We start from the raw sequence: 14,003 nt of genomic DNA, 5'->3' as shown, positions 1-14,003 counted from the left end.
CCTGCGAAGCGCTTCAGCTCAGCAGAACGTGTTCTAGTTGTAACAGGTTCTACCGCATCGCGGGGCGGAATCGGACGCGAAACACTCCACGATCTTCCGTGAATAACGTTCACGGCGCGGGGAATCCTCGCCAGCAGATCGTTCGCAGACCACAGTTGTCGGCCATGACCACCTCGCTGACGCCCCCGAAGACCGACGCCGAGCTCGACGCGAACCTCGGCCCCGTGTACGCCCGGATCGCGGAGGGCGCCGTCGCCCGCGAGCGCGACCGCGAGCTCGTGCACGAGCCGATCGCGCGGCTCAAGGAGGCGGGTTTCACCGCCCTGCGCGTACCGCAGGAGCTCGGCGGCGGCGGCGTGACGCTGCGGCAGTTCTTCCGGCAGCTCATCAACCTGGCGGCCGCCGACTCCAACATCCCGCAGGCGCTGCGCGTGCACGTCAACTTCGTCGAGGACCAGCGGCTCGCGAACACCCCCGCGGGCGACGCGTGGCTGCGGGCCGCGGCCGACGGCACCGTCGTCGGGAACGCGATCACCGAGCCCGGCGCGGGCTCCGTCGGGGGCTACGCCACCAAGCTCACCGCGAGCACCGACGGCGGCTACCGCCTCACCGGCACCAAGTTCTACTCGACCGGCTCGCTCTACGCCGACGAGATCCTGGTGGCCGCCGACCTCGACGGCGAGCGCGTCGGCGTCCTCGTCGACGCGGACGCGCCGGGCGTCGAGCGGGTGGACGACTGGAACGGCTTCGGGCAGCGCCTCACCGCGAGCGGCACCACCGTCTTCACCGACGTCGCCGTCCCCGCGGACCGGCTGCTCGGCCCCGGCTACGGCGCGCCGGGCGCCACGTACGCGACCTCCTACCTGCAGCTGGTGCAGCTCGCGGGCCTCGCCGGCATCGCGCAGCGCGCCACCGACGACACCGTCGCCTGGGTGCAGGCCCGCACCCGCACGTTCTCGCACGCCGCCGCCGACCTGCAGCGCCACGATCCGCTCGTGCAGCAGGTGATCGGCCGGCTCTCCAGCGCCGCGTGGTCCGCGAAACAGTCCGTGCTCGCCGTCGCCGACGTGCTCGACGACGTCCTGGCGGACCGTCGGGTGCACGAGGACCTGGTGCCGGAGGCCGAGCTGGCCGCCGCGCACGCGCAGCTCGCCGTCATCGACACGGTCCTCAAGGCCACCACCGAGCTGTTCGAGGTGGGCGGCGCGTCGATCGTCGACGCCGACCTGCGCCTCGACCGGCACTGGCGCAACGCCCGCACCCTGGCGGTGCACAATCCCGCGATCCAGAAGGCCCGCGCCATCGGCGATCTCCTGCTCAACGGCGCCGACCTGCCCTACGCGTGGAACGCGGGCGCCCGCACCGCCTCCACCTCCTAGTCCCACCCCCATGTCCGACCACCGAAAGGCACGACCATGACCCAGGCACGCATCGCCATCATCGGCGCCGGAGTGGTGGGAGCCACCGCCGCGCTCGTCCTCGCCCGCGCCGGCCACCCCGTCGACCTCTACAGCGACCGCACGGCCGAGCAGCTGCGCGACGAGGTCCCCGCGACCGGCACCGCCGTCCTCTTCGGCCACTCCCGGGACGTCGACCACACCCTCGTCGAGGAGCTCTATCCCGACGCCCCGCTCTCGACCGGCATGAACACCCGCCTCAACACCGGTGCGCCGGGCGCGCTGGAGCAGGTGCTCGCCTTCGACCCGGACTTCACCTACACCGCCGCCGGTATCGACGTGCGCCTGCGCGCCCACGACCGGATCCGCCTGTTCGAGCAGGCCGGCGGCGACTTCCACGTCGAGACCGTCACCCCCGAGAACCTCGACGCCATCGCCGGCGCGCACGATCTCACGCTGATCTCCACCGGCAAGGGCGGCCTGTCGGGCCTCTTCCCGGTCGACGAGGCGCGCACCGTCTACCGCTCGCCCCAGCGGCACCTCCTGGCCGCCGCGTTCACCGGGCTCGGTCACGGCGACGACGTCTTCACGGCGCGCGGGCACGGCGCGGGCAAGCACAACGTCTTCAACCTGCACACCGACCACGGCGAGATCTGGATCGGGCCGTACTGGCACAAGGACGCGGGCGCGACGTGGAGCGTGCTCGGGTTCGCCAAGCCCGACGGTGACTGGGTGCAGCGGTTCGGCGAGGTGACCGACGCGCAGAGCGCCCTCGAGGTGGTGGTCAGCGTCTACCGCGACTACTTCCCCGACGACCTGCCCGACATCGAGAAGCTCCGCGTCATCGACGAGGACAAGCATTCGTGGCTGCGCGGCGCCGTCACCCCGACCGTGCGGCAGGGCGTCGGCCACACCCGCGGCGGCCGCCCCGTCCTCGCGCTCGGCGACTCCGCGATCGCCTTCGACCCGATCGCCGGGCAGGGCGCGCAGACCGGGCTGATCCAGGTGGCGGCCCTGGTCAAGGCCATCGAGGCGCGCGGCTCGGACTTCACCGCCGAATGGATCACGGACCAGTTCGACCGGCACTGGGAGGAGCGCGGTCACGCCGCGGCCGAGGTCACCCGCCTGTTCCTGGGCGATCCGGACTACGCCTTCGCCGCGGGCCTGCTGTTCGCGGGCGCGGTCGCCGATGACGCCGTGGGCGCCGCGCTGTTCGGGCTCCTTTCCGAGCCCGCGCCGATCCTCGACTTCCGCACGGAGGCCGATGTCGAGCGCTTCATCGAGGACGCCAAGACCACTGCGGAGGCGTACGAACGGGTGTAGCGTCCCGCGGAATGGACATCCTGCGGACCAAACCTCTCGCCAGGATCAAGGCCGACGGGGCCGCCGAGGGCGGACTCCGCCGCGATCTGCGGCTCATCGACCTCATCGGCTTCGGCGTCGGCATCGTGATCGGGACCGGCATCTTCACCCTGACCGGCGTACAGGCCAAGGTGAACGCCGGTCCCGGGATCGCGATCTCCTTCATCGTGGCCGGAGTGGTCAGTCTTTTCGCGGCCCTCTGCTACGCCGAGTTGGCGTCCGCGGTCCCGACGGCCGGCAGTGCGTACACCTACGCCTACGCGACCATCGGCGAGGTCTTCGCCTGGATCATCGGCTGGGACCTGCTGCTCGAGTTCGGGCTCGGTGCCGCGGTCGTGTCCCGCAGCTGGTCCGGCTACCTGGCGGACCTGTTCGGGCTACCGCCCGAGTGGTTCACCGAGGAGGCGCCGGTCAACATCGGCGCGATCCTGGTCATCGTCGTCCTCGGCGTGGTCGCCACCGTCGGCATCCGGGAATCCGCCCGGGTGACCAACCTGCTGGTGCTGGTCAAGGTCGCGATCTCGGTCTTCGTGGTGATCGTCGGCGCCTTCTTCATCACCCGCTCGAACCTCGTGCCCTTCATCCCCGACTCGGTGCCGGCGGAGTCGGGCGGCGACGCTCTGGACCGGCCGCTCATCGAGACCATCCTCGGCGGGGCGCCGTCGCACTTCGGCGTCGCGGGCATCCTCACCGCCGCCGCGGTCGTCTTCTTCGCCTACACCGGCTTCGAGGCGGTCGCCAACCTCGGCGAGGAGTCCCGCCAGCCCGAGCGCGACATGCCGCGCGCACTGATCGGGACGCTCCTCGCCTGCACCTTGCTCTACGTCCTCGTTTCGGTGGTGCTGACCGGCATGGTCAAGTACACCGACATCGACTCCAGCGCCCCGCTGTCCAAGGCCTTCGACGTGGTCGGCGCGTCCTGGGCCGGCGACCTCGTGGCGATCGCCGCGGTCGCCGGACTCACCTCGGTGATCCTCGTCGAGCTGGTGACGATGGGCCGGATCGGCTACGCCATGGGCCGTGACGGCCTCATCCCGCCGTCGGTCGCGAAGGTCTCGCCGAAGTTCGGCACCCCGACTCGGCTCACCGTGATCATCGTGATCGTCTGCGCCCTCATGGGCGGTTTCATCCCGATCGAGGCGCTGTCCGAGATGGTCAGCATCGGCGCGCTCTTCGCCTTCCTCCTGGTCTCGCTCGCGGTGCCGATCCTGCGTCGCACCAAGCCGGATCTGAAGCGCCCGTTCAAGGTTCCCTTCTCCCCCGCCATCCCCGTCCTGTCCGGGCTGGCCTGCGTCTACCTCATGCTCAATCTCGCGGTCGCGACCTGGCTGCGCTTCCTCGTCTGGTTCGCGCTCGGGGTCGCCATCTACCTCCTCTACGGTCGGCGCCACTCCGTGTTGGGCAGGGAGGCCGCCGTGGCAGACTCTGACGAATGACGATGCGTATCGGTCTGGTCGGAGCCGGCCCCTGGGCGCGGGAGACGCACGCGCCGGCACTCGCGGCGCACCAGGACATCGATTTCGTGGGCGGCTGGGCCCGCGATCCCGCGGCCGCGGCGGAGGTCTTCCCGCGGGCGTTCGCCTCGCCCGCTGAGCTGTTCGACGCCGTTGACGCGGTCTCCTTCGCGGTGCCACCGAACGTGCAGGCCCCGCTCGCGGCGGAGGCGGCGCGGGCCGGGAAGCACCTCGTGCTCGACAAGCCCATCGCATTCGACGTCGAGGGCGCAGTAGCTCTGACGGAGACCGTTGAGGCCGCAGGCGTGCGGTCGATCATCGCCTTCACTCGCCGGTTCGCGCCGGAGACGAGGGAGTTCCTCGCCCGAGCAGCCGAGCTCGAGCCCATCGCGGCCGAGGCCCAGTGGCTCTCCGGCGCCGCACTCGCCGGTAGATTCGCCGCGTCGGCCTGGCGACAGGAGCAAGGCGCACTCTTCGACGTCGGCCCGCACGTCCTCGATCTTCTCGACGCAGTCGCGGGGCCGATCACCGGGGTGGACGCCGCGCGGTACGACCCCGCCAGCGACACGTGGACCGCGCAACTGGCCCACGCCGGAGGCACGGCGTCGACCGCGTCGCTGTCGCTGCGCACTCCGGTCGAGCCGACCATCGTGCGGGTGGCCGCACACTCCGCGCGCGGCGCGGTCGTGCTCGACAATCGCGGCACCTCGGCGATCGAGTGCTTCCGCGTCCTGCTCGACGAGTTCCTCGCGTCGATCGCCGCGGGTGTCGACCATCCCCTCGGAGTGCGCCGCGGGCTGGACCTGCAACGCGTGATCGCTTTCATTCAGGCTGCCACCGCACCCACCGCCCAGTGAGCGACACGCCGTTCCCGCAGGCCGCGGGATCCGGCGTGCCGTCCTCGGACCTGGCACGCGCCTTCATCGACCGGTCCCTCGACGGCTTCTTCGTCCACGACGAGGACGGCAGGCTGGTCGCGGTCAACGACGCCGCCTGCACGAGTACGGGCTACACCCGCGCCGAGCTCCTGCGCATGAACGCCCTGGACATCGTGCAGGTCACGGTCAGCGAGGCGCGCCACAACTGGGAGCTCGCGCTGGCGGGCACGATGCAGGTGATCCCCGCGATGCATCGCCGCAAGGACGGCAGCACCTTCCCCATCGAGGCCCATCTCTTCTTCCACGAGATCGACGGTCGCCGGTACATCGCGGGCCTCACCCGCGACATCTCGGAACGCGTCGCGTCCGTCCGGGCGATGAGCGACGCCCAGCGCCGGCTCGAGGAGCGCGCCGTGGAATCGGCGCACCACTCGGAGCGAGTCGCGGGACTGCTCCAGGCCGTCATCGACGCCGCGCCGGACCTCGTCTACATCAAGGACCGGCAGGGGCGGTACCAGTACATCAACTCCGCCGTCGCCGAACTCGCCGGGATCTCCCCGGTCCTGGCGATCGGCTCCGACGACACGGTCGTCTTCCCCGCCATCGCGGAGACCCTCATGGCCACGGACGAGGAGATCATGCGGTCCGGCATCGGCCACGAGGTCGAGGAGTACCCCGAGGTCGACGGCGAGCTCCGCACCTACCTCTCGAACAAGGCACCGTACTGGGACGCCGACGGGAAGGTGGTGGGCCTGATCGGCATCTCGCGCGACATCACCGCGGCGCGGCGCGACCAGGCCCTGCTCCGCCACGCGGAGGCGCGCTGGCAGTTCGCGATCGACGGTGCCGGCGACGGCATCTGGGACTGGAACGTTCGCTCGGGCACCGTCTTCTACTCACAGCAGTGGAAGGCGATGCTCGGCTACTCGGCCGAGGATGTGGGCGAGACCGTCGCGGACTGGGCCGAGCTCGTGCACCCCGACGACTACCAGCGGTCCTGGGCCCTGGTCCAGGGCGTGGTGCGCGGCGAGACCGCCGAGTTCTCGGTCGAGCACCGCATGCGGACCAAGGACGGCAGCTGGCGCTGGATCCACGACCGCGGGCGCGCGATGGAGACCGGGCCCGACGGGCTGCCGACGCGCCTGATCGGCACGCACACCGACGTCACCGAGCGGCGCCGCGCCGAGTCCGAGATCCGGGAGCTCAACCGCCGCCTGCGCTGGCGCGCCGACCACGACGACCTCACCGGGCTGCTCGGCCGGGCGGGGTTCATCGAGCGCGCCACGGAGGTCGTCGAACAGCGGCGTGCCGACGGCGGGGCCCTCGCCGTGCTCTGGATCGACCTCGACTCCTTCAAGCGGATCAACGACTCCCTCGGCCACAAGCTCGGCGACCAGGTGCTGCAGGTCGTCGCCCGACGACTGCAGTCGGCGAGCCTGCCCACGGACCTCGTCGCCCGCCTCGGCGGCGACGAATTCGTCGTGCTGCGCCCCCGGGTGGATGCGGCTCGACGGACACCGGACTGGGCGGAACGGGTCCGGGCCGCCATGGCGAAGCCCGTGGAGGTCGACGGCCTGCAGCTGACCGTCACCTGTTCGATCGGCCTCGTCGAATCGGGGGCCGCGGACGACGGCATCACGCAGTTGCTGATCGACGGCGACCTGGCGCTGCTCCAGGCCAAGCGCGACGGGCGCAACCGCATCGTGCAGCACTCCGTCGGGCTGCACGCCCCGCAGCAGGAACGGGTGGCGCTCGCGACCCACATCCGGTCGGTGATCGGCCGCGGCGACGTGATCGTCCGCTACCAGCCGGTCGTGGACCTCGCGACCGGCGCGATGGTGGGCGCGGAGGCCCTGGCCCGGATGCCCGGCCCCGACGGCGACGAGCTGGCTCCCGCGGGCTTCCTCCCGCATCTGGAGGCCCTGGGCATGCTCCCCGACCTGGCGCGGATCGTGCTGGACCGTGCCTGCGCCGATTTCGCCGTTGCACCGGAACTGGGCTGGGTCTCGGTGAACCTGGCGTCGGAGGACCTCGCGGACCCGCAGTTGCCGCACGTCATCGAGACCGCACTGACCCGGTCGGGACTGGACCCGGCGCGGCTGATCCTCGAGATCAACGAGCGGGTCGTCCCGGAACGGCACGTCCTGGCCGCCACGCACCGCCTCATCGAGCTCGGCATCCGGATCGCGCTGGACGACTTCGGCACCGGCTGGTCGAGCCTCGCGCAGCTGCGGGACCTGAACCTGGCGCTGGTGAAGATCGACCGGTCCGTGGTCACCGCCTCGACGGGCCACGACGATCCGCAACTCGAGGCCATGCTGGACGCCGCGGTCGCCATGGCCCGGGCTCTCGATCTCGACGTCATCGCGGAGGGCATCGAATGCCCCGCGGAGTCCACGGCGCTCGCCGCCGCCGGCGCCCACTTCGCGCAGGGCTTCCTGTGGTCCCGGGCGGTGGACCTGGACCACCTGCGACAGTGGGCGGTGCGGGGCGGCGAGGACGCCTGACGACCGGGGTCGACGGGGCCGCCCGCCCCGCCGTCCGGCGCTACCCTGGGGACATGACGCACCCCGGCGACCCCGCGCAGCCCCCGGCCCCCGAGCCGACGCCCACCGAACCGGCCCCCGGAGCGTCGGAGCCGATCGAGGCCGAGTTCGTCGACCTCCCGCCGAGCGGGCCGGTCGCACCGTCGTACGAGCAGGTCACCGGCTACACCACCGCCGGCGTTCCCACCTTCGACCACGTGCGGGAGAAGATCGAGCGCCGCACGACCACCGCGCTCGGCGCCGAGGAGCTCGCGCACGGCACCTCCGCCGGGCAGGACGCCGCCCGCGCCTTCGAGGAGCGGGAGAAGGCGGCGAAAGCGAAGCTCGACGAGATCCGCCGGTCCCTGGGCTCGCCCGCGGCGCCCCCGGAGACCCCGGGGGCGTAGCGGCGCACCGTCAGGCCAGACCGCCCGCGAGGTACTCCGCGTAGGCGGGCAGATCGAGCTGGCCGTGGCCCGAGAGGCCGATGACGAGCACCTCGTCGGAGTGCTCCCGGGCGTAGTCCGCGGCGGCGGCGATCGCGTGCGTCGACTCCGGGGCGGGGACGATGCCCTGGGTCCGCGCGAACAGCACGCCCGCGGCGAAGGCGTCGTTCTGCTCGATCGCGATGCCCTCGACGAGCCCCAGCTCCACGGTGTGGCTCAGCGCCGGCGACATCCCGTGATAGCGCAGGCCGCCCGCGTGGATCGGGTCCGGGACGAAGTCCATGCCCAGGGTGTGCATCTTCAGCAGCGGGGTGAGGCCGGCGACGTCGCCGTGGTCGTAGCGGTACTCGCCCTTCGTGATCGACGGGCACGCCACGGGCTCGGCGGCGACGATGCGCGGGTCCTGCCGGCCGTGGATCTTCTCCCGCAGGAACGGGAAGGCGAGGCCGGCGAGGTTGGATCCGCCTCCGGCGCAGCCGAAGACGACGTCGGCACCCTTCTCGTGCAGGTTCAGCTGATCGACGGCCTCGAGGCCGATGACCGACTGGTGCAGCACCACGTGGTTGAGCACGCTGCCGAGCGCGTACCGGGCGTCGGGATCCTGGGCGGCGACCTCGACGGCCTCCGAGACGGCCATCCCGAGGCTGCCGGTGGTGTCCGGATCCTTCGCCAGCATCGCGCGGCCGGACTCGGTGAGCTCCGACGGGCTCGGGTGCACGGTGCCGCCGTAGGTCCGCATGAGGTGGCCGCGGTAGGGCTTCGAGTCGTAGGAGGCCCGCACCTGCCACACCTCGACGTCGATGCCGAACTGAGCACCGGCGAAGGAGAGTGCGCTGCCCCACTGGCCGGCGCCGGTCTCGGTGGTCAGCTTCGTCACGCCGTCCACCGAGTTGTAGTACGCCTGCGCGACGGCCGAATTCGTCTTGTGCGAACCGACGGGGCTCACGCTCTCGTACTTGACGTAGATGCGGCAGGTGGTGCCGAGCGCCTGCTCGAACTTCCGGGCCCGGATGAGCGGCGACGGCCGCCACATCGCGAGGATCTCGCGGACCGGCTCGGGGATCTCGTGGTACGCCTCGGTGGACGCCTCCTGCGCGATGAGGCCCGACGCGAACAGCGGCGCCAGGTCCTCGGGCTGCACGGGCTCCTTGGTGCCGGGGTGCAGGTGCGGCGGGATGGGCGTGTCCAGTTCCGCGGCCAGGTTGTACCAATGGGTGGGGACCTCGACGGTGGTGATGTCCTGGTGCGCGGCGGCGTCCGAGAGTGTCATGGCTCACAGCGTAGAACGCCGCGAATGCCGCCCTTTCCCACAGGTCCGTCTTAGGGGCCGCACCTATTCTGGGCGCGTGCGAGGACGGGAGTGCGGCCGGTGAACCCCCTGCGGAACCTGCAGCTCACGGCCGGTCCGGTACCACTCCTCCTGCTCCTCGCCGGAGCGGCCGCGCTCGCCGGCCTGATCTCCGCGACCCGTCGCAGCGGGTCCGCTCGCACCGTCCTCGCCTGCGTGGCTGCCGCGCTCGGCGTGACCGCGCTCGTGGACTACCTGGTCGAGTTCGTGTGGAAGCCGTTCCCCGACCGCCTCGACCCGCTGGTGCTGCTGTGGGTCGCCCTCGGCGTGCTCGCCCTGCTGCTCGCCGTGGTGCGGGTGGCCCGGGCACCGTCGTGGCGGTCCACGGCGCTGAGCACCGCGGCAGTCGGCCTGGTGGTTCTGATGGGTGCCGGTCAGGTGAACTCGCTGTACTCGGCGTATCCGTCGGTGGAGGATCTGCTGCCCGTCGACTACCCGGCGACGGTCCCCCGTCCCTCCCCCGGCACGACCGCCGAGCGCGGCGTGGTGGTCCGGGCGACGGTGCCGCCCACCCGCTCCCGGTTCGCGGCCCGCCCGGCGCTGGTCTACCTGCCGCCGGCGTACCTGTCGGGCGCGCGGGGGCGGCTGCCGGTGTTGATGCTCCTGCACGGGCAGCCGGGCTCGCCGCGGGACTGGTTCTCGGGCGGGAAGCTGGCTCGGACGATGGACTCCTATGCGCAGCGGCGGGGCGGCGTCGCGCCGGTCGTGGTGGTGCCGGACGCGACGGGCGGGCAGTTCGCGAACCCGCTCTGCGCCGACACCCGGCGCGCCCGGGCGGCGACCTATCTCGCCGAGGGCGTGCCCGCGTGGGTGCGCCAGAACCTGGCGGTGGATGCCGCCCCGCAGGCGTGGGCGATCGGCGGCTACTCCTACGGCGGCACCTGCGCGCTGCAGCTGGCGACCCGGTTCCCGGAGGTCTTCCGGACCTTCCTGGCGCTCTCGCCCGACGCGGAGCCGGACCTGGGAGGAGGGCGCGAGGCCACCGTCCGGGACGCCTTCGCCGGTGATCGCGGTGCGTACGCGCGGGCGGACCCGCTCACCCAGCTGTCGCTGCGGCGCTTCCCGGACAGCGCGGGCGTGCTCGTCGCGGGCACCGACGACGCCGCATCGACCGCCGCCGCGAAACGGGTGGCCGTGGCCGCCGCGGGAGCCGGGATGACGGTGCGCACCCGTTGGATCCGGGGCGGGCATGACTTCACCGTGTGGTCGGGCGCGCTGACCGCCGAACTCGACTGGCTCGGCGGCCGCCTGGGCCTTCGGGGCTAGCCCCGAAGGACCGGCCCCGGACGGCCGGCCCGAACCGGCTAGGTGCGCAGCAGCGCCCCGGCCGCGAAGTCGCCGGCGTGCGCGAAGGCCGCGAGGACCACGTCCTCCCCCGCGCCGATCCGCCCGTCCGCGCGGGCGGTGGCGAAGGTGTGCGGGACGCCGACGGCGAAGAGGTTGCCGCACTCGTCGAAGGTGTCGGGGTGCCGCTCCGGCGGGAGCTCGAGGGCCTCGCGCCAGTTGCGGAGGAACGTCCGGTTGGGCTGATTGGTGACGAGGTGCCCGACGTCGGGGCCGCGCAGGCCTCCCGCCGCCGCGGCGGCGAGCGCGACCTCCGGCACGAGCCGGTTGCCCCGGGCGAGGACCTTCGCGATCTTGGCCTCGGTGAAGCCCACGTGCAGCTGCCCCTCGCCCGCCTCCCAGTACTTGCGCGGCGGCTCGACGGCGGCGGTCATGTCGCCCGCGTACTCGCTGTGCTGCGCGCAGATCACCTCCCGGACCTCCAGCCCACCCGCCTGCGGGTCGGCGACGACGAGCGCGGCGGCGGCACCGTCGCCCGGGATGGCGGCCTGCGGCAGATTCCGGACCCGGTCCTGGGTGAAGACGTTCCCGGCCGCGTTGGTCGCGGTGAGCAGCAGCGCCGACCGCGCGGTGCCCGCGGTGAACATCGTGCGGGCGAGGTGCAGCATGAGCAGGAAGGCGGCGCAGCCGCCGTTGTGGATGTCCAGGACCAATGAGGGCCGGGTGCCGAGCCGGCGCACGACGTCGCCGCCGCAGCCGACGACCGGCAGGTCCGGCAGCTGCGAGTGGCTCAGGACCACGTCGGCCTGCAGGGCCTCGTCCCCGACCTGCTCGCGGAGGCGGTCGATCGCCGCGCACATCAGGTCGACGTTGGATTCCCCCGCCGCGGCGTGATGCCGGTACGCGGGCGGCGCGAACATCGGATTGGCGGTGAGCGTGCGGCTGTCGGCGTCGGCGAACTCGCGGAAGTACTCGGCGGGCACCCGGTTCTCGGGCAGGTACGAGGTCAGCCCGACGATCCGCGGGTTCACGAGCGGGGCGGTCACGACGTCATCCATTCGGGCTTGATCGGCTCGCCGTGCGCGTGCCGGTGTTCGGCGATCGCCTTGAGGTTCTCGAGTTCCATCTGGTGCCCGGCTCCGAACGTGTCCCACAGGTCTCCGACCCAGACGGGCCGCTCGGGCGGCGCCGTCTCGGGGTACGGGTTCTCGTCGTAGAAGGGGTGGTGGCAGTTGACCCACAGCACCACGGAGCCGGGCTTGTTCAGCACGAGCTGCGCGTCGACGATCCGCATCAGGTAGATCATCCAGAGATGCTTCCCCTGGTCCCAGGCGCAGTGGTAGTCGACGGTCCGCGCGTCCGGGTGGGCGACGGTGCGCGTGTAGATCTCGGTGTCGGCGCCGAGCATGTCGCGCGCGACCCACAGGCCGGCCTCGTCGGTCTCGCGGAAGCCGCGCAGGCTGTACGTCCACTCCTCGAGGGAGCGGGTGTCGGAGAGCCAGTCGTAGAGATCGTCCGGCGGCGCGTTGACGTAGGACTGCACGGGGCAGAAGTCACCGTAGATCTGCTGGTGCGGGTACACCGAGCGCATGCGGTCGACGAGGATCGGCTGAGCCACCGGGCGCGGGTGACTCTCGATCCGGATGGTTCCTTCGATGTCGATCACCGGGATCATTGCCGCTCCTTCGCGGTATCGGGCAGCAGCGCTGCGAACGGCGGGATCTCCGCGGGGTCGGTTCCGATCTCCAGGCACGACGGTCCGCGGCCCGTGACGGCCAGGAGCTCGGCGGCGGCGGACCGCGCACCGTCGGGCGTGGTGACCGAGCGGACGGGCAGGGTGGGGAACATGGCGGCGAGGCCGTCGGCGATCCGGCTGGGCCGGAACCGGTTGATGCTGGGCAGGTCGGGGAAGAACTTCCCCTCGCGCGCCACGCACATGCCGTGGGCGTCGTTGTTGAGCACCACCAGCAGGACGGGCGCCCGCGCCTCGATCGCGGTGTGGATCTCCATGCCGTGCATGTAGAAGGCGCCGTCGCCGGCGAGGATCACCGTGGGCCGGCCGGTGGCGATCGCGGCGCCGATCCCCGCCGCGATGCCGTGCCCCATGCCGCCCATGCCCAGCGCGACGAGGAAGCGGTCGCCGGTGCCGAGCGGGAGCCGGTGCACGGCGGCGGCCCCGGCATTGCCGGCATCGGCGAAGACGAGGGCGTCGGCGGGGATCGCGGCGGCCAGCGCGTCCACGGCATCGGCGCAGGTGAGCATCCCGGAGTCGTTCCGCGGCACGGTGATCGGGACGGGCGCCGCGTCGGTCCACGGGGCGCGCGGGCGTGTCCCGACCGCATCCGCGAGGGCCCTCGTGTAGGCGGCGAGGTCGCGGGCGGGCTCGTGGATCGTCACCTCACGCAGCGGCGGCTCGGCCGCGACGTGCACCGTGAAGGTGACGTCCATGGCGGCGTCCAGCCCGGTGCGATCCATGAGGTCGAGCTCGGTGCCCAGGGCGAGGATGAGGTCGGCCTCGGCGGCGACCCGTGGCACCGAGGGATGCCCCATGACACCCGCGACGCCCACCGCGCCGGTCCGCGGCGCGGCGTCGCGGCCGTTGGGGCCGACCGCGATCACGGCGCCCGTCGCCGTCGCCAGTGCCGCGACGGGTCCGGTGAGCCGGGCCCGGGACGCGGCCTCGCCGAGCAGGATCAGGGGCTTGCGCGCCGCGCGGACGAGCCGGATCACCTCGTCCGACGGTGCCTCCGGTCCGGGCAGGACCGGTGCCCGCCCGATCGGTCCGGGGCCGTGCGCGAGCTGGACGTCCTTCGGTAGGAGGAGCGCCGCGGGAAGCCCCTGCTCGAGCGCGGCGAAGGCACCGTCCAGGGCGGGAGCGAGATCCTCGGGACCGGAGACCTTCGCGGCGAAGCCGGTCACCCCGCGCAGGACGGCGAGGACGTCGACGGTGCGCGGGGCCGCGCACATGTCCTGGAAGGCGCCGCGCCCCTCGACGGCGGTCGGCGGGCTGCCGATGAGCGCGAGGACCGGCGAGCGGGACTGATACGCCTCAGCGAGCGCGGGAACGCAGTTCATCGCCGCGCCCCCGGACGTGGCGATCAGGCAGCCGGGCCGGCCGGTCATGCGCGCCGCGCCGTCGGCCATGGCGCCGGCACCGAACTCGTGCTTGGCGATCGTCACCGCGAGGCGACGGCCCGCGTCGCTCCGGAGCAACGCGGCGAAGAGGTCCTCGGAGTTGGCACCATGAATACCGTATGCGTGGCGAAAACCGTACGCATACAAAGCATTTGCAATCTCGTCGGCCACCAT

General features: G+C 72.3%; 11 protein-coding genes. 7 read left to right on the top strand and 4 right to left on the bottom strand.

Annotated elements, in window-relative coordinates; translation table 11 throughout:
* Positions 1-164: 164 nt before the first annotated feature.
* Genes ACLQ3K_RS13765 through ACLQ3K_RS13740 form a run of 6 tightly spaced genes read left to right on the top strand, consistent with a single transcriptional unit; the run spans position 165 to position 8,023 of the window.
* Positions 165-1,379: an acyl-CoA dehydrogenase family protein gene (locus tag ACLQ3K_RS13765; protein WP_224645166.1), complete on the top strand. Its 1,215-nt coding sequence runs from the start codon at positions 165-167 to the stop codon at positions 1,377-1,379.
* Between the two features lie 36 nt (positions 1,380-1,415).
* Entirely contained in the window at positions 1,416-2,720 is a 1,305-nt protein-coding gene (locus ACLQ3K_RS13760; protein WP_336670316.1) for a styrene monooxygenase/indole monooxygenase family protein, read from the top strand.
* An 11-nt stretch (positions 2,721-2,731) separates the two neighbouring features.
* Positions 2,732-4,195, top strand: a complete 1,464-nt coding sequence (locus ACLQ3K_RS13755) for an amino acid permease (RefSeq protein WP_336670317.1) — start codon at positions 2,732-2,734, stop codon at positions 4,193-4,195.
* Complete coding sequence (locus tag ACLQ3K_RS13750) at positions 4,192-5,070, top strand: Gfo/Idh/MocA family oxidoreductase (protein ID WP_336670318.1); 879 nt, start codon at positions 4,192-4,194, stop codon at positions 5,068-5,070. Before ACLQ3K_RS13755 ends, ACLQ3K_RS13750 begins: the two co-directional genes overlap by 4 nt.
* A complete protein-coding gene (locus ACLQ3K_RS13745; RefSeq protein ID WP_336670319.1) occupies positions 5,067-7,598 on the top strand; it encodes a sensor domain-containing protein in 2,532 nt (843 codons plus the stop codon). The genes ACLQ3K_RS13750 and ACLQ3K_RS13745 overlap by 4 nt, the downstream gene beginning before the upstream one ends.
* A 53-nt stretch (positions 7,599-7,651) precedes the next feature.
* On the top strand, positions 7,652-8,023 hold the full coding sequence (locus tag ACLQ3K_RS13740; protein ID WP_336670320.1) for a hypothetical protein: 372 nt from the start codon (positions 7,652-7,654) through the stop codon (positions 8,021-8,023).
* 10 nt (positions 8,024-8,033) lie between these two features.
* On the opposite strand, the gene ACLQ3K_RS13735 is transcribed toward ACLQ3K_RS13740, so the two are convergent.
* Positions 8,034-9,332, bottom strand: a complete 1,299-nt coding sequence (locus tag ACLQ3K_RS13735) for a TrpB-like pyridoxal phosphate-dependent enzyme (RefSeq protein WP_426000011.1) — start codon at positions 9,330-9,332, stop codon at positions 8,034-8,036.
* 99 nt (positions 9,333-9,431) lie between these two features.
* Here ACLQ3K_RS13735 and ACLQ3K_RS13730 point away from each other — a divergent pair, with 99 nt between their 5' ends.
* The gene (locus ACLQ3K_RS13730) at positions 9,432-10,676 is read left to right on the top strand and encodes an alpha/beta hydrolase (protein WP_426000009.1); all 1,245 of its coding nucleotides are present in this window, start codon (positions 9,432-9,434) and stop codon (positions 10,674-10,676) included.
* A gap of 38 nt (positions 10,677-10,714) precedes the next feature.
* On the opposite strand, the gene ACLQ3K_RS13725 is transcribed toward ACLQ3K_RS13730, so the two are convergent.
* From ACLQ3K_RS13725 to ACLQ3K_RS13715, 3 genes are read right to left on the bottom strand one after another with little or no spacing between them, the layout of a single operon-like run.
* A complete protein-coding gene (locus ACLQ3K_RS13725) occupies positions 10,715-11,725 on the bottom strand; it encodes a 3-oxoacyl-[acyl-carrier-protein] synthase III C-terminal domain-containing protein (RefSeq protein ID WP_426000433.1) in 1,011 nt (336 codons plus the stop codon).
* 11 nt (positions 11,726-11,736) lie between these two features.
* Complete coding sequence (locus ACLQ3K_RS13720) at positions 11,737-12,369, bottom strand: SRPBCC family protein (protein WP_224645157.1); 633 nt, start codon at positions 12,367-12,369, stop codon at positions 11,737-11,739.
* Positions 12,366-14,003 carry a thiamine pyrophosphate-binding protein gene (locus tag ACLQ3K_RS13715; protein WP_426000431.1) on the bottom strand — a complete coding sequence of 546 codons (1,638 nt, stop codon included), beginning with the start codon at positions 14,001-14,003 and terminating at the stop codon, positions 12,366-12,368. The genes ACLQ3K_RS13720 and ACLQ3K_RS13715 overlap by 4 nt, the downstream gene beginning before the upstream one ends.

It is taken from the genome of Tsukamurella sp. DT100, from assembly GCF_049844855.1.
Lineage (GTDB): Bacteria > Actinomycetota > Actinomycetes > Mycobacteriales > Mycobacteriaceae > Tsukamurella.
This window is presented reverse-complemented; position numbering and strand designations above follow the sequence as displayed.

Excerpts from the sequence above, each read along its gene's own strand:
- ACLQ3K_RS13760 (WP_336670316.1), top strand. The coding sequence starts at position 1,416 with ATGACCCAGGCACGCATCGCCATCATCGGCGCCGGAGTGGTGGGAGCC.
- ACLQ3K_RS13720 (WP_224645157.1), bottom strand. The coding sequence starts at position 12,369 with ATGATCCCGGTGATCGACATCGAAGGAACCATCCGGATCGAGAGTCAC.
- ACLQ3K_RS13740 (WP_336670320.1), top strand. The coding sequence starts at position 7,652 with ATGACGCACCCCGGCGACCCCGCGCAGCCCCCGGCCCCCGAGCCGACG.
- ACLQ3K_RS13755 (WP_336670317.1), top strand. The coding sequence starts at position 2,732 with ATGGACATCCTGCGGACCAAACCTCTCGCCAGGATCAAGGCCGACGGG.
- ACLQ3K_RS13715 (WP_426000431.1), bottom strand. The coding sequence starts at position 14,003 with ATGGTGGCCGACGAGATTGCAAATGCTTTGTATGCGTACGGTTTTCGC.
- ACLQ3K_RS13765 (WP_224645166.1), top strand. The coding sequence starts at position 165 with ATGACCACCTCGCTGACGCCCCCGAAGACCGACGCCGAGCTCGACGCG.
- ACLQ3K_RS13735 (WP_426000011.1), bottom strand. The coding sequence starts at position 9,332 with ATGACACTCTCGGACGCCGCCGCGCACCAGGACATCACCACCGTCGAG.
- ACLQ3K_RS13750 (WP_336670318.1), top strand. The coding sequence starts at position 4,192 with ATGACGATGCGTATCGGTCTGGTCGGAGCCGGCCCCTGGGCGCGGGAG.